A 24,298-nucleotide genomic window follows, 5' to 3' on the forward strand; every position below is an offset into this window, starting at 1 on the left:
GTATCGCTATGATAAGGCAGTGAGTATGGAGTGCAAGCATAAAAATGAATAAAGGAGCAAATATGAAACCGGATTGTCATTTATCAGCATTAGCATCAATAATGCCCAATGAGACCACGGCACTGTATAACAGTGAGCAGGTCTATGCCATGGAGCAGGCTTGGTTTGCACAAGGGCATGATAGCTTTGGGCTTATGCAGCAAGCAGCGTGGCAGATGGCTCAGTATATACAAAAGGCACATGAACAAAAATGCGCAACGGCCTCTATTAACGGTACACCTGCCCGTCGTCATAGGTATCAGCAGCGGGCAAGTATTTGGGTAGGTAAGGGCAATAATGGCGGTGATGGCTGGCTCCTTGCGCATTATCTACAGCGCATGGGCTGGCAGGTACAGGTCGTGACAGTTGGTTTTGGTAAAGACGATCTTGAGACAGATAGCTCTAAAATACAGGATACTGATATAAATAGTGCGACATCTATCTCTGATGCCGAAAGCGCAAAACAAATAGCATTGGCAAAGGGGTGTCGTTATCAGCGCTTTGAAGAGATGTGCGCTGAGTGGGACGCTAGCCCTGATATCGATGCTGATGCGAGTACATGGCAAGCGAGTGGTTATGCAGCGGATGCTGATGTCTATATCGATGCAATCTTTGGCATTGGGTTGGACCGTGCGCCAGCAGGCATCTACCAAAGCGCTATTTATCGATTTAACCAATTAGCCAAATGCTATAAGCCGTTTGTGATTGCGGTGGACATTCCTAGTGGTTTGGTCGCGGCGACAGGTGAGGTGTTTGCTGGTGCCGCGATACAGGCAGATATGACTCTGTGCTTGGTGGCGCGTAAGTTTGGTCTGCATACCAAAGACGGTATGGATTATAGTGGTCAAGTCGTCGACATCGCGCTGATACCTTATGCGCTGGAGGAGGATGATCTTAAACCGGTAGCAAAGCTGATCACAAGTGCGTACGCTCTAACCCCTCGCCAGCAAAACAGCTATAAAGGCAGCTATGGCCATGTGCTCATTATCGGTGGCAACCGTGTGAATGGCTCGCAAGGGATGGGCGGTGCGGCGATACTATCAGCTTCTAGTGCCATGGCAACGGGAGCAGGTAAGATCACTGTGGCATGTCATGAAGCTTTTCATGCAGCCTTGCTGACCTCATTGCCTGATGCCATGACGATAAACCTACATGATGCTGATGGGGTAAGGCAATTGCTTAAGGGAGCCAGCGTCATCGCTATCGGTATGGGCTTGGGACGTGATGATAAGGCCAAAAAATTATTTGTCTGCTATCTAAAAGCTGCCATTACAGAAAAAAAACCAATCGTCATCGACGCTGATGGTTTGTACCATCTGGCGGATTTGCATAAAGAGCATCACCCGCTTATCGCCGCCTTGCAACAGCATAGCGCCCATCACTCAGTCTGCCTGACACCGCACAGTGGTGAAGCCGCAAAACTATTAGGTATGGAAGTCAGTCAAGTAGAGAGCGACAGATTGGCTGCTATTAGACAGTGTGCGACAGATTATGGCGGTGACTGGGTATTAAAGGGGGCAGGGTCATTGGTGCTAGAGCAAAGAGAGCAGCAGGCACAGATTTATGTCTGTGCGACAGGCAATGCAGGCATGGCGACAGCAGGCATGGGCGATGTCCTATCTGGTCTGACCGCTGGACTGCTGGCGCAAAAGGACTTGATAAGAGAGTCGCGCGGTCTACAGCAAGCAGTGCTTCTACACGGTATGGCAGGCGATATGTTGATCAACCAAACCGATAAAACGGCGTTGTTGATTGGTCAACGAGGGCTACAGGCGCAAGATATGCCGGCGGCCATTCGTCATGTCATGCAGGAACTTACCGTCAGTGATGACAGCTGGTAGTAAGACCAACAGTAAGACCGATAACGCTATAGGTAGGGCGTGTCCTCAATTGAGTCGATAGTCATCTAAATGGAAGAGAGCTGAAGGCACGCCCCAATCCACTGGCATAAGCGGCGAACCGCAATGCCCAGAGCGTCAGTTTACAAGGCTGCAGAGTTACCACAATATTGATCGATTGCTTGCTGCACCCGTTCACGTTTTAGCTCAATCTCTCGGCCATCTAAATATTGACGTTTGCCATTGGCATCCATTTCATAGATACGGCCACCGACATTGAGGTTGGTCAAGTTATTACGTAGTGATTGACAACGCTGTGCATTGGCTTGTGCTTCTTGCTCTTTGATGCGAGCCTCTAGCTGTGCCACGCGTTGCTGCTCGGCGGTCTGAGCATTGCTACTTTGACTGGCATCTGTTTTGCCCGCCATTTCTCCTGGGTTGTTTTGCCGTCCATCGCTGCGAAACTCAATTAACTCGACATTTTTGCCATTTTGCGGTGCATGTTGGCTATATTTTACCTCACCATGCGCGCCGATAGACTTATACACTTGAATAGCATGACTGGCGCTCATCGACAGCATTAGCATACCTGCCATACTCGCACTGACAAGGAGTTTGGTAGCAGTATATTGTGAAAACGCATATGCCATAGCAGAGTTCCTCTTAAGCGGCAAAATAAAAATATTGGTATAAATATAACATTTTAGTATTTGGATGGTACTAAAAATGTACCGAGGTTTGATTCTATCAAATAATTCTTATCAATGTATATTATTTAATAACCAATAGTTAGGGATAGGGGATATAAGTTTTTCTTGACAATAGCTGATAAACCATCGAATATAAGGACAGTTGATTGGTCAGTGAGCGGCTTTTATGATATTGCCGTGGCACTTGAGGACAAGGACCACAGGTTGCTTATCGGTAGCTTGCACGGTTTTGTCTTCTTTGTGATGATGTGTGTTGTAAGGGTGGTCAGGAACACCACCACAAATCACAAAATACATTGTCTCCGGACTTATCTGTCTACAATGACTAAGATAAACTTGTTATTTGAACCCTACTAAGTGTCATGCTTACGTTTGTCTCAAAAACGGCTTGATATGTAATGATAATACGAAATCAATAGTCGGTTATAGGGCTTAACGACCTTGTTATCCGCCACTAACCATGAGTGCTATCTGATTTGTTTATGATGATTTATGTATATTGTGTCAACGCCTTTGCATCCGTTAGTCTGACAGATGCTAAGTTTTGAAAACAACGGTTTTTAAAACAAAGGTTTTGAGAACAGCTGCTTGGTAATCCCCTTCAATAATAAGATTCTTTTATAGATGCGCTCGCATCTTGTCATCGTACATCGATAACTTCCTGTCACAAACTGACCTCAACACCTTGCTGTATTTGAGTCTGATACTGTGTCCAAACAGTATGACTTACGTATGGTGGGCACACATTCTTGATATGGATAAGAGTTGGCGCTTGTTTTATGGTGCTAAAAATCACACCAGTCGGTAATGGTTTTTATTATAAAACACCGCAAATTCTCGCCGCAAAAAAAGGTGATGACAGTGACGCAAACCACGCAAAGTCCGAATATGACCGGACATACCCAGACGGGTAATGCCGCAAAAAACTTCGAAGAAAAACAGCAACGTCTTGCTGAGGGTAGTGCGCAGCCAGTGATGCTATCTGGTGCTGAGATGTTGGTGCAATCGCTGACCGATGAAGGGGTTGACTATATTTTTGGTTACCCAGGTGGCGCGGTACTTCATATTTATGATGCTTTGTTTCAACAAGACGCCATTGAGCATATTTTGGTACGTCATGAGCAGGCCGCAGGTCATATGGCAGATGCCTATTCACGCGTGACAGGCAAGACAGGGGTGGTGCTCGCTACCTCAGGCCCTGGTGCGACCAACACGGTGACGGCCATCGCAACCGCCTTTATGGATTCAGTTCCGATGGTGGTGATTTCAGGTCAGGTGCCAAGCAGCTTGATTGGTGAAGACGCTTTCCAAGAAACAGATATGGTTGGGGTATCACGCCCTATCGTCAAGCACAGCTTTCAGGTGCGCCATGCCAGCGAAATCCCGATGGTCGTCAAAAAAGCCTTTTATATCGCCCAGTCTGGACGCCCAGGTCCTGTGGTTATCGATGTGCCAAAAGACATGACGGCTCCTAGTGAAAAGTACGCTTACGAGTATCCTGCTGAGGTATTCTTGCGCTCGTATCAGCCATCACAAAAAGGCCATAGCGGTCAAATCAAAAAAGCGGTTGAGACCCTCTTATCAGCGCAGCGCCCTGTCGTCTATGCTGGCGGCGGCGTGATTTGGAGTAAGGCCCACGCAGAGCTGACCGATCTTGCTCATCGTTTAAACTTACCTGTGACCAATACCTTGATGGGGCTTGGCACCTTCCCAGGCTCCGATCGTCAGTTCTTAGGTATGCTAGGTATGCATGGCACTTATGAGGCCAACATGACCATGCACCACGCGGATGTCATCTTGGCAATTGGCGCACGCTTCGATGACCGCGTGACTAATAACGTCAAAAAATTCTGTCCAAATGCGACGATTATCCATATCGATATCGATCCGGCTTCCATTTCTAAGACGATCAATGCCCATATTCCAATCGTCGGGGATGTCAAGGCGGTCTTGACAGATATGCTAGGTATCATTGGTGATGACAAAGAGCTTGAGCAGCACGCCTTGCAAGATTGGTGGTCGCAAATCAACGAGTGGCGTACGCGTCATGGCTTGCGCTACGATACCAGTACCGATGAAGGTATCAAGCCGCAAAGCGTCGTCCAAGCACTGTGCAAAGTGACAGATGGCAAAGCCATTATCACCAGTGATGTCGGTCAGCATCAGATGTTTGCCGCTTTGTATTATACCTATGATGAGCCGCGCCAATGGCTAAACTCAGGTGGTCTTGGCACCATGGGTGTAGGACTGCCTTATGCAATGGCGGCCAAGCTTGCAAGGCCTGAGCGCGATGTGGTGTGCATCACTGGTGAAGGCTCTATTCAGATGAATATCCAAGAGCTATCGACTTGCTTGCAATACAATCTACCTGTCAAAATATTAAACCTAAACAATGCTCAGCTGGGTATGGTTAAGCAGTGGCAAGACATGTTGTATGAAGGCCGTCACGCACAGTCTTACATGAATTCACTACCAGATTTTGTGAAGTTGGCAGAGAGCTATGGTCACGTCGGTATCAAAATCACCGATCCTGCGACAATGGAGGCTCAGCTGGCCGAAGCCATGGCAATCAAAGACAGACTGGTATTTATCGATGTTTATGTCGATCGTCATGAGCATGTATATCCAATGCAAATCGCGGGTCAATCCATGCGTGATATGTGGTTAACAAAAGGGGAGCGCACCTAATGCAACAACAACATCTGATTTCGGTATTGATGGAAAACGAAGCGGGTTCGTTGTCGCGGTTGGTCGGCTTGTTTTCCCAGCGTGGCTATAACATCGAGACGCTAAACGTCGCGCCCACTGATGACCCAAGTATCTCGCGTCTGACCGTGACGACCATTACCTCACCTGAGCGAATCGAGCAAATCACGAAACAATTGCATAAATTAATCGAAGTGGTTAAGGTACTGAATCTGACGGATAATGTCCATGTCGAGCGTGAGCTGATGCTGATCAAAGTGCGCGCGACTGGCAGCGTACGCGAGGAAATTAAGCGTAGTGCTGATATCTTCCGCGCACAAATCGTGGATGTGACATCCAATCTATATACCATCCAAATCGTCGGTGATAAAGCCAAGCTCGACGGCTTTATCGATGTGATTGGCCGCGAGCGTATTATGGAAGTGGTTCGCTCAGGCGTCATCGGTATCGCACGTGGAGAAAAAACCCTAAGTCTTTAGTCGGCAGTAGTGACTAATACTGTGAACAATGTAGTTTATTATCAACAGCGCGCTCATCTTAGCCCACACTCTATGAGAATGGTTGAAGTAGGAGCGCTTACTATCCATGGCACGCCATGATTGAGGAAAAGGACTCTATTTATGAACGTTTATTATGATAAAGATTGTGATCTATCGATTATCCAAGGCAAAAAAGTGGCCATCATTGGCTACGGCTCACAAGGTCACGCCCACGCGCTGAACCTACAAGACTCAGACGTCGATGTCACCGTGGGTCTACGTGCCAACTCGGGCTCATGGAAAAAAGCTGAAAATGCTGGTCTAAAAGTCGCTGAAGTCGAAGAAGCGGTAAAAGCGGCCGACGTTGTCATGATTTTGACGCCTGATGAGTTCCAAAAAGAGCTTTATAATGAAGTAATCGAACCCAACATCAAAGAGGGCGCTACCTTAGCTTTCGCGCACGGTTTTGCCATTCATTACAACCAAGTAGTGCCGCGCGGTGATCTTGATGTCATCATGGTCGCACCAAAAGCGCCAGGTCACACAGTACGTTCTGAGTTCACCAAAGGCGGCGGTATCCCTGATCTTATCGCAGTTTACCAAGACGCATCTGGTCAAGCCAAGCAGTTGGCGCTATCTTATGCAGCAGGCGTGGGCGGTGGCCGCTCGGGTATCATCGAGACGACGTTTAAAGATGAGACAGAAACCGATCTATTCGGTGAGCAAGCAGTGCTTTGTGGCGGCGCAGTAGAGCTGGTCAAAATGGGCTTTGAGACGCTAACTGAAGCAGGTTACGCGCCAGAAATGGCCTATTTTGAGTGCTTACATGAGCTAAAGCTTATCGTCGACCTCATGTATGAAGGCGGTATCGCTGACATGAACTACTCAATCAGTAACAACGCTGAATACGGCGAATACGTCACTGGTACAGAGGTCATCAACGAGCAATCACGTGAAGCCATGCGCAATGCCCTAAAACGCATCCAGTCTGGTGAGTACGCGAAGATGTTTATCTCTGAAGGCGCGACCAACTACCCATCAATGACTGCCCGTCGCCGTAACAACGCTGAGCATCAGATCGAAATCACTGGTGCCAAATTGCGCGCTATGATGCCATGGATCGGTGGCAACAAGATCATCGATAAAGACAAAAACTAAACCAAAGCACTAAGCCTACGCTTATAAGTAGCCATATGCGCTATCTTTAGACTGGCGGCGTGAGACAAACCCATGTTATCAATAGATAGCATGGGTTTTTTGTAGGTGGGTATGGGCTAAGAATACATGATATGGGTTGAAAAACAAAAAACGCTGCCCAATATAGGCAGGCATTACGGTCTTAATTATGGTGGCTAATAGTGATGATAATCGGTGCGTATAGCAGTTAGCTGCCGCGCATTTTTTATTGATGGTTGCCGCCATCAGTATTGTGTTTTTTTGTCTTTGTCTTATTGTCGCAAAGTGCTTCTTTTTTCTAGAATACAGGTTGTCTGTTGTGCAAATATCTTATCCTGACTGGCTAACGCCGCAATTCGTTTACATTACTCTGAGCGCTGTGGTAGCAGTCTTGATTTGGATAGAAGGGGAGATGCTCAAAAAAACAGACGGCAAACTGCCCAAATCAAAGTTTTTTCAGATCAGCTCATTATTGGATACATCGTGGTTTTTTGTCTCTGTCGTCATGCTCTATGCCATAGACCTAACGCCACTGGCCATTACCGTCCCAGCGGCCTATGGTATCTATACCACCTTTGGCTGGGTCTATGGCACACGCCTGCTCAAACGTAAGGGCATTCCAGACTCACCGCAGGATCTGGTGGTTCCGGCCAAATACATCGCTTATAGCCAGTCGTTTTCATTGATATTTTTTGCGCTTTGTCTATTGGTACTAAGTGCGCCATGGCTCCCGATATCGCAGGGTTAGGGGGCTATGTAGTCATCTCGTTAGAAAGATGATTAGAAGAATAAAAGGATGGCCAAGTAAAAGTAACGTCAATCGTAACGAAAGCAGTTGATGTTATTATTGATAACTTCTTTGTTATCAAATGATTATGTTGTATCAGTACTGCCGATGATCATTGGTTTTTATTCCTCATAACTATTTACAAAAATCATCAATTTAAGCTGTTGCCGTTAGGAAAAGCTGTTATAATCGGCTTGTACCCAAAGGATTTAAAGCAATAACTTTGCTTTATTTAACAGGGGCTTGGTGGTTTTTGCCAGTCCGTTGCAACAAAAGTCATTTGGGTATATATCAATTAATCGGTGACGACACCAGTCTCGCCAACAGTTAAAGAGTTAGGAAAATTTATGTCAGATAAAGTTGAAGGCACTGTAAAGTGGTTTAATGAAGCTAAAGGTTTTGGTTTTATCGCTCAAGACAACGGCGGACAAGACGTATTCGCTCACTACAGCGCTATCCAAGGTAGCGGTTTCAAAACTCTAGCCGAAGGCCAAAAAGTGTCGTTCATCTTAGGTGAGGGCAAAAAAGGTCCACAAGCTGAGCAAATCGAAGCACTATAATCTCTTTGCTGTTTGGGCACACTGATGTTCAGTACGCTCGATGACAGTGAGAGTGATGATATGCATATACTTTTTGTTTATAAAAACAATAAAAATACTGTTTAGACTTTAAAAAAAAGCAACCTCTTATCAGGTTGCTTTTTTTGTGGGGTTTGTTTTTCGGTTATTTAAGATATAGGATTGATTGAGAATAGCGATATAAGGTTGATTTATGAAGTGGCAGACATGGTTTTCGATCGATTGGCAGCAGCTGGTGGGTATATCTTTGTCTGCTGTGGGGTTTTATGTGGGCTTGATGCTCTTTACTCGCTTGATGGGGCTGCGCAGTTTTTCAAAACTATCTAGTCACGACTTTGCCATGACGGTTGCTATCGGTAGTATTTTAGCCTCTACGGTGTTGTCTGACTCGCCATCACTGATGCAGGGTCTATTTGCTGTGGCGGTGTTATTCGTCATGCAAGGGCTGATTTCTATGATCAGGCGCAAGGTCAAACCACTCAAATCGTTGATTGACAATAAAGCTATTATATTGATGGCTCACGGCGAGTATTTTGCAGACAATTTGGCCGAGGCAAATTTAAGCACCAGTGATGTACAAGAAGTGCTGCGCAAAAATGGCGTAAAGTCCAAGACAGAAGTGTTTGCGGTGATTATGGAGACGACAGGAGACATGAGCGTCATCAAAAACAATGATGTCCCGCCTGACTGGGCGTTGTTTGATGACATACGTGACAGCGAGCTGTTGATGAGACCGAGCCACCATGAGTCAAGCTAATCTCAGGCTGCTTTGATGAGCAATGGCGCGCCAAACACTGGTAGGGTAAGAAGTCATAACAAAGCCTTAAGCAAGCTGTATGCTAGTAATGCTATAACGGAGTGGAGAATAAAGCTTGAGGTCAAAAAAAGGAATAGGACATCAGGGGGGAATTGTGCGTTTATAAACTATTTATTATAGAATGGTGACAAATTTATGACGCATTATTCACGGCGTTGTCTTGACCTTGGGCCTGTGCTCACGCAAGATACGTAGGTCTGATAATAGCGGCGGGCTTAGCCTTAGTGGATTTTATTAATAAGAAATATGCGACAAATATGCGTTTTGGTATTGTTTCATCTCTCTTAATTAACTACTATCTATTGACGCAGTATAAACCTTGAGTAGTATTTTGAACGACAGTTTGAATAACCATGAACCTTTGGTTCTTAATTGGCAATTTTTTAATTCATAACATTAATAAACGAGGAACGTATGAAAGCATTAGTAGCGGTCAAGCGTGTCATTGATTACAACGTAAAAGTTCGTGTAAAAGCTGATAACTCTGGCGTTGATTTATCAAACACTAAGATGTCAATCAACCCTTTTGACGAGATTGCAGTAGAAGAAGCAGTTCGTCTAAAAGAAGCTGGCGTCATTGACGAGATTATTGTTGCCTCTATTGGTCCTAAAGAGTCACAAGAGCAGATTCGTGCGGCCTTGGCACTGGGTGCAGATCGTGGTGTTTTAGTATTGACTGACGACAAGCCATACCCTCTACAAGTCGCTAAAATCCTAAAAAATATCGCCGAAAGCGAAAGCACCGACATCATTCTTTTGGGTAAACAAGCGATCGATGATGACAACAACCAAACAGGTCAGATGCTGGCGGCATTGATGGGTATCGGTCAGGGTACCTTTGCATCAGAAGTAAAAGTCGAAGGCGATAAAGTAAACGTCACTCGCGAAATCGATGGCGGCTTGCAGACGGTTGCGCTTGATTTGCCAGCAGTCATCACCACTGACTTGCGTTTGAATGAGCCACGTTATGCCAAATTGCCAAACATCATGAAAGCGAAGAAAAAACCGCTTGATGAAAAAACGCCAGCTGATTTTGGTGTAGATATGGCATCTAAGCAAGAGATTATCAAAGTCGTACCACCTGCTGAACGCAAAGCTGGTATCACAGTGGGCTCTGTTGATGAGTTGGTCGATAAGCTAAAAAATGAAGCAAAAGTAATCTAATGTCTCAATGATTGGATACTTCGCGGCGGCACATTGTGTACAAGGCTACGTCTATAAAGCTGCGTCTATAAAGACAAGTCATAAAGCCATATAGACCACGTTGTACACAAACCCCTTCATGAATCGATGATACGAACAAATAAAGGATTAAAACAATGGCAATTTTGGTATATGCAGAACATGACAATGCCAGTCTAAAAAAGGCAACTTTGAACACCATCGCAGCAGCAAAACAAATGGGCGATGACGTTCATGTATTGGTCGCAGGTAGCGGCGCGCAAGCAGTCGCTGATGAAGCAGCAAAAGCTGAAGGCGTGACCAAAGTATTATTGGCAGACAACGCAGCATATGAGCACCAATTAGCGGGTAATGTGGCTCTATTGGTTGCTGATGTGGCCGGCGATTATAGCCATATCGTTGCTGCAGCGACCACCACTGGCAAAAACTTTATGCCACGTGTGGCCGCATTGCTAGATGTGAGCATGCTCTCTGAAGTCTCAGCAGTCGTAGATGCGCAAACCTTTGAGCGTCCTATCTATGCTGGTAATGCGACCGCTACCGTGAAGACATCAGAAGATAAAGTGGTCGTTACGGTTCGTACCACAGCGTTCGATCCAGTAGCTGCTGAAGGCGGCTCGGCGACGGTCGAGACTATTGACAGTGTGCAAGAGACGGGCAAAGCAAGCTTTGTCAATGAAGAGATGGCGCAATCTGACCGTCCTGAGCTGACGTCAGCGAGTATCGTTGTCTCTGGTGGCCGTGCATTGGCAAACGGTGAGAACTTCACCAAATACATCGAGCCATTAGCTGACAAGCTAGGCGCTGCGGTTGGCGCATCACGTGCCGCTGTGGATGCAGGCTATGTACCAAACGATATGCAGGTCGGTCAAACCGGTAAGATCGTTGCGCCGCAGCTATATATCGCAGCTGGTATCTCAGGTGCAATTCAGCATTTGGCCGGTATGAAAGACTCTAAAGTCATCGTGGCGATCAACAATGACCCAGAAGCGCCAATCGCTAGCGTTGCTGATTATTTCTTAGAAGCAGATTTGTTTGAAGCTTTACCTGAATTGACTAGCAAAGTATAAAGATTAACGCTTTTGACTAATGAGAAACTTAATTTGTATTATATAAGCCCTGCTATTATATAGCGGGGCTTTTTATTGAGCTGATTATTGGACTGATTATTAGACTAAGATTATATATTGAGTCGACCTTATAATTTATAAAAATCCGCTTTATATAGTCGATTCGCTCTAAAAATGGTATAGCGCTGCTGGGATAAATTTTGCGCAGCCTCTGGGAGCGCAGCACGCAAGTAAAATTTATACCAGTAGCGTCTCTAAATTTATAACACTTTTATTTCGAACTGACTGTAGTAGTTTGAAGTAGTGTTAGTTAGGGTGGGGTTATTGGATAGAGGCTATGTTTAGTCTACTATATGACTCTACAATGCTATTAAGATAATTGTCACGGACGAGAAGGTAGAGAATCAGTATGAATGCAATTTTACAGTTAGAACCGACTTGGCAGCAGTGGATCGCAAACAATATAAATCGCGGCGTCGCTTATCATAAAATCATTAATACGCTTTTTGAGAGAGGTTTTTATAGCGCAGCCTATGAGCTAATGTCGCAGCAATCAGGTACGATCAATATTCCTTATATGGATATGAGCCATAACTCGATAGTGCTGCCGGATAAGACGGTGAGACTGGCATCGACTTTTTACCCTCCCTTTGTCGCCGTCATCGAAGGCTTCTTAAGTCATAAAGAGTGTGATCAACTGATAAGCAGTGCTGAAGGGAATATGCGAGACTCTCGAGTTGTGAGCCCTGTCGATGGTACTTTTGCAGAGCACGATGCTAGAACCAGTAAAAGCCACGGCTTCCAGCGCGGTGCTACGCCTTTGATAACGACAATAGAAAATAGGATAGCAGCCCTATTACATTGGCCAGTGGCTCATGGAGAAGGGTTACAGGTTTTAAAATATGGTAAGGGCCAAGAATATCGCCCACATTATGATTTTTTTGATCCTAAAAACGCAAATTATCAAAAAAACATCGGTAAAGGTGGTCAACGCGTCGGTACTTTGCTGATGTATCTATCGGATGTCGAGGCGGGCGGCGGTACTAACTTTCCAAAGATAAATCTAGAAGTCAGACCCAAAAAGGGTATGGCATTATATTTTGCTAACACCAAGTTTGATGGCAGTATCGAACCTTTAAGCTTACACGCAGGCATGCCAGTAAATAAAGGCACGAAGTTTTTAGCCACTAAATGGCTACGAGCAAACCCTTACGTCAGCTAGTGTGAAGTTTCTAGCGTGAAGTTTAAGGAGGTTTAGCTATACTGTCTTTGCCGTAACGTCTCGTATAGACACAGCGACCCTGCGATAGCCACATTTAAGCTCTCTTGACCATTGGGCTGTGGTAGGGCAATGGGCGTGGCGCATTGCATCAGCTCAGCACACACCCCTTGACCCTCATGACCCATAATCCAAGCGATAGGCTGGGTCAAATCGTGCTGATAAATAAGCGTATCAGTGTGGGAGCTGGTGGCAAATAACGGCGCTTGCACATGATCTAAAATGTCTTGAATACTCAAGCCTTCATAGATATGTAGGGCAAACTGTGCGCCCATACCTGCTCGCAAGGTCTTAGGCGACCAAGCCTGCGCCGTCGCGCTGGTGCATAAAACATGAGGGATACCAACCGCCGCCGCTGTGCGTAGCAAGGTGCCCACATTGCCACTGTCTTGTACGTCATTGAGGATCAAACAATCCTCTGCAAGCATCGGTAAGCTGGGCGTGGGTATGGTAATCAGTGCCATGATGTCGATACCCGTACCGAGACTACGAATACTCTCGTACAGCGAGTCTGATAGCGTTATGATCGACGTATGACTTGGTAGGCGCGTCAATAGTTGCCCAACCTCAGGATGCGTATGCGCTGATTCAGCCAGCAGGATTTGGGCAAACGGATAATCACTACGCAATGCAGCATCAATCAGATGTACGCCTTCGAGTACGGTCTGGCTGTGTTTTTTGCGCTGGCGGGCTTGCGTCAACAAACCTTTGACCAGCTTGACGGTATTATTCTTATCTGAGGTAATCAGCTCGGTGGGATTTGCTACCATAATAGATCGCTTAGAGAAAAATATAAGTGGAGCAATGAGGATAAGGTGCGATTAAACAAAACAAGCGTTATCCTGATTGCGATAAACCGATGGGTCAAGCTTATGAGCGAGCGTGCTGTACGTGCAAGTCTTTGACATAGTTGACTTCGTTTTTGCTGCCTAATACCACCGGCACACGCTGGTGAATGTCAGTCGGCTCGATATCCAAAATACGGTTGATGGCATCTGTCGCCGCGCCGCCTGCCCGCTCAATCAGCAAACTCATCGGATTGGCTTCATACATCAAACGCAGCTTACCTGCCTTGTTAGGGTATTTGGTGTCGAACGGATAAGTAAAGAGACCACCGCGGCATAAAATGCGATGAACATCGCCGACCATTGCAGCGACCCAGCGCGTATTAAAATCACGGCCGCGAACGCCCGTCTTGCCCGCAATAAGCTCATCGATATATTGCTGCATCGGCGCCAGCCAGTAGCGATAATTGGAAGCATTAATAGCATATTCGCTGGTATCGGCGGCGATTTGCACATGGTCATTGATAAGAATATAGTCGCCACTGTCTGGGTCTAAGCTAAACATAACCACATTATCAGCGATGGTCAGTGCCAGCACCGTAGAGGTGCCATATAGCAAGTAACCGGCTGCTAGCTGCTGATTGCCCGCTTGCAAAAAGTCACTGTTTTCGCTTTTCTGCCCTTGACGCTCATACGGTAAGATAGAAAAAATGGTGCCAACCGCCATATTGATGTCGATGTTTGATGAGCCGTCGAGCGGGTCAAACAACACCAATAGGCTGCCATCTGCATTGGCAGGGGTGGCATCATCTAACTCTTCTGAGGCGACGCCTGCGCAGTGAGTGTTTTTTGCTAAGGCGTCCAGCAGTAAGTCATTGGCCAGCACGTCTAGCTTTTTTTGTTCTTCGCCTTGGACGTTTTGATTGCCCGCTTCGCCCAAGATATCGGCGAGCGCGCCTTTTTTGAGCAGCCCAGAGATGGTCTTGCCCACCTCCGTCACGGTGGTGATTACGTCGCTAAGCGCAGGGTCTTTAGCATGCGCGTCTAGATAATTTGCTAAGGTGCTCATAAGGCTTCCTGATAAGTTATATAAAGAGATAAAACAAAAAACGGATCATGATAAAAAGATGTCGTGGCCATCGCTCAACGGCTAAGCAAATTTTGAAATAGCTGATAGCGCGTCTTTGTCCTGACCACAAAATCAGCTACACTATGTGCATTGTTAATGATTTATGGTTTGACTCGGCGGCGTCCTGAAGGCGACAAGATATCTCACCGATAAGACGCTTGTGTCATTAGGGTAAATTGTAGCAAATAAGCGCTAAAAAGTCCCCGTGTCTGCCCATGCCAGCACCAAATGATCGAATAAAAACCAATAAAGACTGACGGGCTGTGTATTATGGTCGTATCTTATACAGTCCTTCATATAGCCTCATATCAACTCACAATAAAGACGTGTCCTTATGCCAAACTCTATCGATAGTCCCTTAACGCAGTCGGTCTCACCCACTGATTATGCTAAGTTTGACCCCAATACCATTCATCAAAGGCTCAATAGCTCATTGAGTCGTCCGCAGCTCAATGCAGACAATCGTATTCGTCACTTTTTGGGCGTAGAAGGACTCAATAAGGCTCAGCTGCAAGCAATCATCGCCAAAGCAGAGACTTTTTTTGATGAAAATGGGCAACTGATTAACCGTCCTGAGCTTGACGGCTATACGGTGATGAACTTATTTTTTGAACCATCGACGCGTACCCGTACGACCTTTGAAGTGGCCGAAAAACGTCTTGGTGCCAATGTGCTCAATATCGATATCGAACGCTCTAGTACCAAAAAAGGCGAGAGCCTACGCGATACCTTGTGGAATCTACAAGCCATGACGGCAGATATCTTTGTGGTGCGTCATTCGGCCTCGGGTGCAGCGCACTTTATGGCGACAGAGGTGACGCCTGATATTGCCATCATCAATGGTGGGGATGGCTGGCATGCGCATCCGACTCAAGGTATGCTCGATATGCTGACGATTCACCGCGAAGCACCGCGGCCGTTTGAGGCGCTATCAGTAGCCATTATTGGTGATATCAAACACTCTCGGGTAGCTCGCTCGGACATCAGTGCGCTGCAGACCTTAGGCGTAAAAGACATTCGTGTCTGCGCACCGCGTACCTTACTGCCAAAAGGTATTGAACGGTATGGTGTCAAGGTCTATGAAGACATGAATGCGTGCGTCAGCGATTGTGATGTCATCATGGGCTTGAGAATTCAAAATGAGCGTATTGGCTCGCCGCTACTGGCGTCATCTAGCGAGTATTACAAACATTATGGCATCACCCCAGAGCGGGTGGCATTGGCCAAGCCTGATGCCCTCGTCATGCACCCAGGGCCGATGAACCGCGGGGTAGAGATTGCCTCAAGCGTGGCTGATGGCGCTCAGTCGGTCATCTTAAAGCAGGTGAATAATGGTATTGCGATTCGTATGGCGGTGTTGGCATTGGCCATGGAAGGTCAGCGTGCCCATCAGGCGTCTCGCCTATAAAGCCCAAACGACTATTTTACTCTTTTTTATTTTCATTTTATCGATACGGTAATAACGCTCATGTCTACTACACTCAATACAGATGCGCCGATATTTGACCACCTGCCGGCCGCCATCAAACAATCATTACCAAGCACTGTCTATGATAAGCTCGCAAGTTTAGAGGCGGGGCGCGAGATGTGGCTGCTCCCACCATTGGTTGATTTGTGCGCGCGTTTGCGCGAGCCAGGTCAGCAGCAGCATGGCACCTTACAGTCAGAAGGGTCAGCGGCGCGTGGCAATGGGTTTTTGCATGTGGTCATTCCGCCTGACACGACCCCCATTTTAGAAAACGGCTCATTATTAAAAGGCCTACGCGAGCGTGCGCTGAGCGATGGCGGCATTCATTTGCATATTTTAGGCGCATTGACGGCAGGTCTAGAAGGTGAGCGCCCCTCTAACATCGCTGGCCTAAAAAAAGGCGGCTGCATCGCGGTTTCTAATGCGCGCAGACCTTTTAGCAATGATCTGGTGCTGCTACGTACGCTTGAGTACGCGGCCACGTTTGGTATGAAGGTATTCTTTTATCCCAATGAGCCAAGTCTGGCGGGAGAAGGGGTGGCGCATGAGGGTTATATTGCATCTTATCATGGCTTACAAGGTATCCCGTGGATCGCTGAGACAGTGGCTTTGTCTACGCAGCTGCTGATGGTGGAAGAAACAGGCATCGCCGCCCACTTCAGCCAGCTGTCTTGCAAGTCTTCGATTGAGCTGATGCGCTGGGCAAAAGATAAGGGCTTGCCTGTCACGTGTGATGTGGCCATGCATCAGCTTTATTTGACCGATGATAATTTGGAAGGTTTTAACGCCCAAGCGTATGTGCTGCCGCCGCTGCGTAGTAATACCGATCAGCAAGCCATCCGCCGTGGCCTAAAAGACGGAACCATCGATGCCATCTGTAGCCACCATGAGCCACTCAATAGCACCGCCAAAAAAGCCCCGTTTGCTGAAAGCACCCCTGGTATCTCAAACTTTGATACCTTTATGGCGCTGGCTTGTCAGTTGGTACACGACGAGGTCTTAACGCTTGAGCAACTGGTAGATAAAATCTGTCTCAATCCTGCTAAAATCGCAGGCATCAGTGAGCAATATGAGCACATCGGTGGCGCGGTATTGGTCGATCCTACACTAAAATGGCAAGTCACCAAGGAGTCTATGCTCTCAAACGGTAAAAACACGCCATTCTTTAACCAGCAGTTGCAAGGCCGCGTCGTGGAGACTTTCTTTGGCTAATCTGCCTCGATCAGATGATCGTTTGCCGCCATCTATCGAGGATGGCTCTTCTCATGCGCCCCACCGATCACACAAGTCGGCGAGCACCGCCAGTGAATCTATCAAAGCAGTGGCCATCTATGAGGTGGTCAAAGGGACGGGGGCTATTCTTGGCGCTGGGGCGTTATGGTCATGGCATGCAAGCCTTGAGTACTGGCTAAGCCATGCAAATGACGCTTGGCAGCAAAGCTTCGGTCAGCTGCTAGCGCCGCAGATCGAAAGTGCGGTGCGCATTGCCCAGCAGGCTAGTAAAAACTGGCCCATGTTTTTGCTACTGATCGTTGCGTACGCCAGCTTGCGTTTTTTGGAGGCGTATGGCTTGTGGCAAGATAAGACATGGGCGTATTGGTTTGGTGTGCTGGGCTACGGCATATTTATACCTATCGAGATTTACTATTTGCTAGCACGCCCATTTGATTGGTTTAAGCTTGCGATACTGATCTCAAATATCGTTATCGTGTTTGTGGTTTATCGCAATATGAAACGAAAGGGGTTGATATAACGATTTTATTTAGCCCATCAACTCAGTAGTACCGTCAAACATAGTCGAGTCCAAGTAAAATAGATACATGGCTATCAAGTCGCTCAATGAAACGTTGTTTTTCTTGGGTGCTGTGCCTACGCCGACAGAGGCTACGAAAAACAACTTTTCCTCTCAAGGTATCGTTTTTATATCGGATTGACTGTACAGTAGACCATCATAGCAATAAATGCTTATGCTGGTCTTTTTTTATGATGATAATAGAGGGACAAACGACTTTTAAGCGAATTATAGCGTGGAGGCCTGCTTATCAGGCGCAATGCTTTTTGCGACCTTACCAACGCTCAAGCCTTGTACCAAGATAGAGAAGATGACTACCGCATACGTGAGCGCCAGTAAAATGTCACGCTCTGCGCCTGTTGGTAGCTGCAGCACCAGTGCCACCGAGATGCCGCCGCGCAGTCCGCCCCATGTCAGTACTTTCCACGCTCCAGTTGGCAAGTCAAGCTGCCGCTGAAGGGTCTTTGTGGTCATACCGACAACGATAAAACGGGCAAGCAAGGCAATAACAATCGTCAAACCTGCAGCGATAAATAAATTGCCAGAATATGCAATCATCACCACCTCAAGTCCAATTAAGACAAATAAAATCGCATTGAGAATCTCATCGATCAGCTCCCAAAATAGATCGATATAGTGTCGTGTTTTGTCACTCATCGCCAGTGCTCGTCCGCGATTACCGACCATCAGTCCCATCATGACCATGGCCAGTGGCCCTGAGAGATGCCAATGACTGGCCAGCGCATAGCCGCCGATCACCCCCGCCAGCGTCAATAGCACCTCTTCTTGATAACTATCAATGCTCTTTAGCATATAGTACAAAATCGCCCCAAGCACCAGACCAAACACAATGCCGCCGCCTGCCTCAACGGCCAAGGTATGGGCCACATAGTTGGCTGTTGGGATATCGCCGCTGGATAAAATACCAAGTAGTAGGACAAAAATAACAACGCCGATACCATCATTAAACAACGACTCGCCTGCGATGACGGTCTCTAAGCTTTTTGGGGCACCAGCGGATGATAAGATGCCCATCACCGCGATAGGGTCGGTCGGCGAGATTAAAGCGCCAAACAACAAACACCAAAGAAACGGCAAGCCAAATCCAAAGAAGGGCAACATAAGATAGAGCGCAGTGGCGATTAGCAGGGCCGAGACTAGGGTACCCACGCAGGCGAGAATACCAATGGGCAGTCGATAGCGTTTTAAGTCACTGATATTGACATGCAGCGCCCCTGCAAATAAAAGCATCGAGAGCATACCGTCCAATAGCACTTCGGTAAAATCTAGCTGCTCTAGTAAGCTCACCTCATAGTCAATGAGCTGGTCGAACCCCAAAAACCCCAAAAAAATCGCACCGATAGATAGGACAATCGAGATGACCATGACTCCAATGGTCGTGGGCAGACCGATAAAGCGATGATTGACATAGGTCAGCAGGGCAGTAATCGATAAAAAGATAGCGCTGATTTCAAGTATGGTCAGGCTGGTTGCAGATGCCATAAAACGGGTCTCTTATGAGTGATAAGTAGTAAAAGTAATCAGTACAAATTATTTAGTGTACGCCTGTAGACTTTGGCGAATGCTGGCGGCAAAGTCACTGACATAGTAAAAGTGTTGGTGCTGCGAGTTTTTATCAATAATAAAGGCTTTGGCTTGCTGACACATCGCGCTTAGGTCATCGATAAGCTCTTGGTAGCTTAGGTTTTCTTCTCCTGCGCGCTCAATTAGCTGTAGCTCATGCAGCAAGGTCTGCTGCTGTGCTTGATTGATACAGGTATAGTTGAGATTGACCATCGCTTGACACAGCGCCTTTAGGACCATGGCATCAGCTGCGGCATAGCGCCGAATCTCTCCAAGTGAGGTATTGATGAATTCTGATATTTTGGGCGTATCAGTCACCACGGCCAAGATAGCCACGCGCTGCTGCGCCACCACTTGTTTTGGTATGGCGGTATACGGCGGTTTGTCACGGTGCTCGGCAGGTACATAAAAATGATAGGGGCTAGGCGGCTGACGACGCATCATAATGCTCAGGCAACTGGTGAGCGATTGTACGCAGTTGACGGCTGTTTTTGGGTCATTGATCCCAGGTGAGAGGGCGCGCACCGCAATCTCGGTCATCTGCCCCAGACTATAGGCAATATCATTGGAGTGTGCCAGTCGCTGCTCGATACTAATACAACCGGCAAAGCGCTGCCAAAACATACCATCAGGGGCACGTGGCACCACGGCCAGCTGCGGCGTTGCGGTTTTTTGCCGATTATTGGGATGGTCTGTCGGACGTTGATAAAAATGCCCAATGACGTTTTTGTCAGTGAAATAATCACCGAGCTTACTCTGTAGATGCACCACGCCGCCATACTCTTGAGTCAGGGTGATTAAAGACTCCAAATAAATGTGCTGCAGGTAACCGGATTGCGGCGGATAAATCGGCGTTGCCTGCCACTGGTGAAACTGCTCGACATCGTGCTGCTCGACATCGCGCTGCTGCTGAATATCACAATAATCACCATACCAGTAGTGAATATTATTAATGGCATCGTTGCTGGCGTTTTGAATGACGTGCGAGGCCTGAATAGCGTGGACCATATGCTGGACAAAATAGACCAATAACAGCGCACAGATGATCGCCATGATAATCCCAAAGGTCACCGCCAGTTGCGGTACGCCAAAGGCCACATCATACTTATGAATCGACTTGAGTACCAACAAGCTATAGCTAAAGGTACCAATAAACGCCCCTAAGACAAACTGGTTTGGCGTGTCTGTCAAAAAGTTGCGTAATAGCCGTGGGCCAAACTGGGAGGAGGCCATCGAAAGGACGGCGATAGTAATTGAGAACGTCGTACCAGCAACGCCCAATACAGCGCCAGCAATCGAGGTCATGATGGCGCGCGCCGCATCGTCATCACCCGTAAAAGCAAAGGTAATCTCTCGAACGGTCTCGCGGTCAAAGTGCTGATCTATCGTCACCAATACTGGCGCCAGTAAGATGCCGGCGATGACGCAAGCAGTCGGAATAAACCAATAAGAGCCGATCAACTCCTGCCACAAGTTTCTTAAACGATCGGGCAGGTCAGTCAATGTCTGTAACGACCAAAGCTGCGAAAACGCCTTCATCCTCTGCCCTGAAAATAAGAGTAGTCGTTTAAAAAAGCCATTTTCAGGGTGTTTATCCAATGTTCGCGCTCCAAAAATGACTGACGAGATCGTCTATAGTGAATCTATTTTAAAACAGGTATCGTCCTACAGGGATTCATTGTCCTTGCTTGCTGCGTCTACGCCCTATAGCCGGTTCAAAATAAAATGGTGATAAATTTAAGCGTAACGCTGGAGTAATCTTTTGACTATTTATTACCTTATCATATAAATAATAACGATGAAAAATTTAGTAAAAATAAGCCCCTATCATAGGAGCTTATTTTTATCATTATTATGTATTTTCAATTAGCTGATGAGACTATAAAACCAAGTGCTTATCGCGCTGCTTACTTTTGCTAGTGTAGAGGGTTGCTGATGATTACTATTGGTGCTTGCCAACTGCATTTGCATGGTGTCTGTCGTCACTGCTTGTTTTTGCATACTCTCTATTATCAGCGGTAGATTTTTGCCAGCGCTAGATAATATCAAACTCGAGTTTTGCGTAAGAATCGTCCATCTTTGGTTGCCGCCACCTGTACAGCTATAGCGAATGAGTCGAGCGCGATTATTACTCATATAGCCATTTTCTAAGTCAAAGCATTGATTGCCTTGCTTGATGGCGTTGGCGGATACATCCATTTGCCAAACTTGCGAGCTTGCTTGATCATCACAAGGAGCTAGGTTAATGACATTGCCACCTTGCGGCATTAGGCACTGATCTAGTGCCATTTTATTGTGGATACGACCTTTGCTGTCTTGAATCCATTGCTCAGAGTCATCTCCTGTGCAAGCACTTGGTCCGCTGATAAAAGTATTGAGCTTACCATCTTCTAATGTCTCGACCTTAAGACAGTTGTTACCATTCATGAGTGGGCTGACATTTGCTAGAGGCTGATCATCTTGCAGTTCTAATTCGTTGACAAACTTATGAAAGGCAGTGATGACCTCCGGCCCGCCCTCGATTAAATCATCACGATACACATTGACCCAACGATTTAAGCGATGCATGGTCTTTTGTTGCTGCTCATAACGCTCGAGTACCTGAAAGGCAAGCGGGTTGAGTGCTTGACTGAGCGCATCACGATCATCTTTATAAGAGTGGTATATCAGCTCACCCTCGGCGCCCAAATTGATAGTCGGGTTGGCCGATTGATCGATAAGTTGCTGCGCTAATAGTGGTAATTCGATTTTTCTTAAGGCGCTAAAGCCATGCTCTTTACCAAAACTAACGGCTGGTTTGATGGGGTCGCTATATGGACCAATAGCGGTTGATGATAATAATACCTGTGCTTCGTTGGCTTTTTTACAATACAAATCGACTTTGTTAGGGTTTTCAGAAATCGCTAAATTGACGTGAAATTTATTGGCATTGCTATTGCCATTCATGCGATGAGGGGCAAGGGCAATGTTATTGACCATGTTGTTACTGTAAGTAACGGTCAGCCAGCAGCTAGCGACGTCAGCTGAACTACTCGCCGCCGGTAAATCAAAGACGTTACCCCAGTTACCACGCGCTGCCGGATAGATAATACCCTTTTGGGTGACAGGGTCATAACCACCTAAAATAGTATAAACAGGCACGCCTTGCAAACGCGGTCTTAAATAGTTGCCATCGGCGCTGTTGTACCAAACATTATTAGATCGTGGTACTTTTGGTTGTGCGATCTGCATTCTTTGGCGCTCAGCATCCCATTTTTTATAGCCCGTCGGTGAGTCACTGGCAAACATATAACGATCAAATGCTGGCTGGATTTTGGTTTTTGTACTATAGCCGGTGTAATGAGTATAGCGCGAGATGTCACTGTTATTAGAGCCACCAGACATGGCGTCACGACCATAGCTGTATTGAGCTAAGAAAGTAGGTGAGTCTTCAGTACCGGTACCGACATCTTTTCGCCACCATTCAAAGTTACCCCGCATTCTATTTCTAAGGGGCATGTAACCCCAACCACTATCGGCATGGTGCTCTGACCAGAATTTTTTATCACCAACTTTACCTGGATAATGCCCCAATCCATAATGATGGCCAATTTCATGACTAAACTCATTACCGACCGAGTCAATCAAAGTCAGCATACCATTGCCACCGCTTAAGCCGTGGTTGAATATACCGTTGGCGTATTTGCCACGGGCATGGTGTGCATTGACATTTTGGGTGAGCTGCGGCTGCTCTTGGCTTGCCATCGATGCGCTAGTGACGCCCCAGTTGGCAAGGTTAATACCGACGCCAAAGGTTGATTTGCCTGTGTTTTCGCGCATATCACCGCTGTATACGCTGCCATCTGAGCTGCTACCTGAAGCCGTATCATAAATAGTACCGTTCGCTACCATCACCCGATCAAGCACGACGTCATCGTATTTAGCGACAGTCATCTTTGCTGCTGGAATGGTCTGGAAATAATCTGCGCCCGCCTTTTCTGGCTGTAGCAGCATATAATGACCATTGTTGTTTACAGTCACTGGGCTCAAAAGACCAAGACGGATATTGGTTAAGACCAGCTCACCTGGCGCCGCAAAGTCTATTTTATTCTCTAGTAATTCGCCGCTACGATTTTGTTCATCGACAATGCGAATCTTAAGGCCGCTTTGTACTTCATCCCAGTTGAGTTTGGTTGACCAAGCGCGCTTACTATAGGCGACCCGTGGTCTATCATCGCTGTTGTTTTGGTCAGACGGTGGGATTTGGGTCGGGTCGTCTAAATTGACCCTGCGTAATAACAGACCATCTTGATAAATCTCAGCAACCAGTTGATTGACTGCTCCCATCTCAAGCGTAGGCGTAACCAGTAATAATGCCTCTTTTTCTGCAGTTAGGCGTGGCATGTTTTTTGCTTCGTTGCCTTGGGGGTCTACCGTATGATTTTGCCCAAATTGAATCATAGTTTGGAAAGAGCCAGTCAAGTCAGAACGGATCTCTCGAGTCTCACCGGCACCGTCATAGTCAAAGAAGCCTAATTGATAATAATCAGCACGGTCTTTTTGTGGTTCTGGGTATTTGATCGGCGTGCTTGGTTCCAGCGGTATTAATGGCTCACTAGGTTTGATCGGCGTACTCGGCTCCAGCGGTATTAATGGCTCACTAGGTTTGATCGGCGTGCTTGGCTCCAGCGGCGTTAATGGTTCGCTAGGTTTGATTGGCGTACTTGGCTCCAGCGGCGTTAATGGTTCGCTAGGTTTGATTGGCGTACTTGGCTCCAGCGGTGTTAATGGCTCGCTTGTATCAGGTGAAACTACTACAGGCGGCTTATCAGATGGTGCAGGCTGTGTATTATCATCACTACCTTCACCGCATGCAGATAGCATTATAGAGATGATGCCG

Annotated in this window: 19 protein-coding genes; 13 read left to right on the top strand and 6 right to left on the bottom strand. The window is 46.8% G+C overall.

The window, feature by feature from the left end:
• Positions 1 to 62: 62 nt before the first annotated feature.
• Positions 63 to 1,880, top strand: coding sequence for an NAD(P)H-hydrate dehydratase (locus ACNFVB_RS04115; RefSeq protein ID WP_430738178.1), 1,818 nt, complete (start codon positions 63 to 65; stop codon positions 1,878 to 1,880).
• Between the two features lie 140 nt (positions 1,881 to 2,020).
• Here ACNFVB_RS04115 and ACNFVB_RS04120 read toward each other — a convergent pair whose 3' ends face one another.
• Positions 2,021 to 2,527, bottom strand: coding sequence for a DUF4124 domain-containing protein (locus tag ACNFVB_RS04120; RefSeq protein ID WP_430738179.1), 507 nt, complete (start codon positions 2,525 to 2,527; stop codon positions 2,021 to 2,023).
• Positions 2,528 to 3,562: 1,035 nt separating this feature from the next.
• On the opposite strand from ACNFVB_RS04120, the gene ACNFVB_RS04125 reads away from it, so the two are divergent.
• From ACNFVB_RS04125 to ACNFVB_RS04165, 9 genes are all read left to right on the top strand, one after another.
• Positions 3,563 to 5,275, top strand: a complete 1,713-nt coding sequence (locus ACNFVB_RS04125) for an acetolactate synthase 3 large subunit (protein ID WP_289000726.1) — start codon at positions 3,563 to 3,565, stop codon at positions 5,273 to 5,275.
• Complete coding sequence (ilvN, locus tag ACNFVB_RS04130; RefSeq protein ID WP_075102296.1) at positions 5,275 to 5,772, top strand: acetolactate synthase small subunit; 498 nt, start codon at positions 5,275 to 5,277, stop codon at positions 5,770 to 5,772. The genes ACNFVB_RS04125 and ilvN overlap by 1 nt, the downstream gene beginning before the upstream one ends.
• A 141-nt stretch (positions 5,773 to 5,913) precedes the next feature.
• Positions 5,914 to 6,930 carry a ketol-acid reductoisomerase gene (ilvC, locus tag ACNFVB_RS04135; protein ID WP_105244921.1) on the top strand — a complete coding sequence of 339 codons (1,017 nt, stop codon included), beginning with the start codon at positions 5,914 to 5,916 and terminating at the stop codon, positions 6,928 to 6,930.
• 337 nt (positions 6,931 to 7,267) lie between these two features.
• Positions 7,268 to 7,696, top strand: a complete 429-nt coding sequence (locus ACNFVB_RS04140) for a hypothetical protein (RefSeq protein WP_075102299.1) — start codon at positions 7,268 to 7,270, stop codon at positions 7,694 to 7,696.
• Positions 7,697 to 8,082: 386 nt separating this feature from the next.
• On the top strand, positions 8,083 to 8,295 hold the full coding sequence (locus ACNFVB_RS04145) for a cold-shock protein (protein WP_071003179.1): 213 nt from the start codon (positions 8,083 to 8,085) through the stop codon (positions 8,293 to 8,295).
• Positions 8,296 to 8,506: 211 nt separating this feature from the next.
• The gene (locus ACNFVB_RS04150) at positions 8,507 to 9,070 is read left to right on the top strand and encodes a DUF421 domain-containing protein (RefSeq protein ID WP_430738180.1); all 564 of its coding nucleotides are present in this window, start codon (positions 8,507 to 8,509) and stop codon (positions 9,068 to 9,070) included.
• A 474-nt stretch (positions 9,071 to 9,544) separates the two neighbouring features.
• Positions 9,545 to 10,294 (top strand): electron transfer flavoprotein subunit beta/FixA family protein, encoded by a 750-nt coding sequence (locus tag ACNFVB_RS04155; protein WP_075102301.1) that lies wholly within the window; start codon positions 9,545 to 9,547, stop codon positions 10,292 to 10,294.
• A gap of 155 nt (positions 10,295 to 10,449) precedes the next feature.
• Positions 10,450 to 11,382 (top strand): electron transfer flavoprotein subunit alpha/FixB family protein, encoded by a 933-nt coding sequence (locus ACNFVB_RS04160; protein WP_430738181.1) that lies wholly within the window; start codon positions 10,450 to 10,452, stop codon positions 11,380 to 11,382.
• Between the two features lie 409 nt (positions 11,383 to 11,791).
• Positions 11,792 to 12,604, top strand: a complete 813-nt coding sequence (locus tag ACNFVB_RS04165; protein WP_430738182.1) for a 2OG-Fe(II) oxygenase — start codon at positions 11,792 to 11,794, stop codon at positions 12,602 to 12,604.
• A 32-nt stretch (positions 12,605 to 12,636) separates the two neighbouring features.
• Here ACNFVB_RS04165 and ACNFVB_RS04170 read toward each other — a convergent pair whose 3' ends face one another.
• Together ACNFVB_RS04170 and ACNFVB_RS04175 are read right to left on the bottom strand one after the other, a co-directional pair.
• Entirely contained in the window at positions 12,637 to 13,431 is a 795-nt protein-coding gene (locus tag ACNFVB_RS04170; RefSeq protein ID WP_430738183.1) for a TrmH family RNA methyltransferase, read from the bottom strand.
• A gap of 100 nt (positions 13,432 to 13,531) precedes the next feature.
• Complete coding sequence (locus ACNFVB_RS04175; protein WP_430738184.1) at positions 13,532 to 14,515, bottom strand: class 1 fructose-bisphosphatase; 984 nt, start codon at positions 14,513 to 14,515, stop codon at positions 13,532 to 13,534.
• A 394-nt stretch (positions 14,516 to 14,909) separates the two neighbouring features.
• Between ACNFVB_RS04175 and ACNFVB_RS04180 the strand changes: the two genes are divergently transcribed.
• From ACNFVB_RS04180 to ACNFVB_RS04190, 3 genes are read left to right on the top strand one after another with little or no spacing between them, the layout of a single operon-like run.
• A complete protein-coding gene (locus ACNFVB_RS04180; protein WP_201584887.1) occupies positions 14,910 to 15,983 on the top strand; it encodes an aspartate carbamoyltransferase catalytic subunit in 1,074 nt (357 codons plus the stop codon).
• Positions 15,984 to 16,043: 60 nt separating this feature from the next.
• Positions 16,044 to 17,255 (top strand): dihydroorotase, encoded by a 1,212-nt coding sequence (locus ACNFVB_RS04185; RefSeq protein ID WP_413772318.1) that lies wholly within the window; start codon positions 16,044 to 16,046, stop codon positions 17,253 to 17,255.
• Entirely contained in the window at positions 17,248 to 17,796 is a 549-nt protein-coding gene (locus tag ACNFVB_RS04190; RefSeq protein ID WP_430738185.1) for a DUF2127 domain-containing protein, read from the top strand. The genes ACNFVB_RS04185 and ACNFVB_RS04190 overlap by 8 nt, the downstream gene beginning before the upstream one ends.
• Before the next feature lie 267 nt (positions 17,797 to 18,063).
• Here the strand turns inward: ACNFVB_RS04190 and ACNFVB_RS04195 are convergent, their stop codons facing one another.
• From ACNFVB_RS04195 to ACNFVB_RS04205, 3 genes are all read right to left on the bottom strand, one after another.
• Entirely contained in the window at positions 18,064 to 19,338 is a 1,275-nt protein-coding gene (locus tag ACNFVB_RS04195; RefSeq protein ID WP_430738186.1) for a cation:proton antiporter, read from the bottom strand.
• 48 nt (positions 19,339 to 19,386) lie between these two features.
• Positions 19,387 to 20,958, bottom strand: a complete 1,572-nt coding sequence (locus tag ACNFVB_RS04200; protein WP_430738187.1) for a DUF2254 domain-containing protein — start codon at positions 20,956 to 20,958, stop codon at positions 19,387 to 19,389.
• 327 nt (positions 20,959 to 21,285) lie between these two features.
• Entirely contained in the window at positions 21,286 to 24,282 is a 2,997-nt protein-coding gene (locus ACNFVB_RS04205; RefSeq protein WP_430738464.1) for a M66 family metalloprotease, read from the bottom strand.
• Positions 24,283 to 24,298 lie beyond the last annotated feature (16 nt).

This window comes from Psychrobacter sp. VH5 (assembly GCF_050572635.1).
Taxonomy (GTDB): Bacteria; Pseudomonadota; Gammaproteobacteria; order Pseudomonadales; family Moraxellaceae; genus Psychrobacter; species Psychrobacter celer.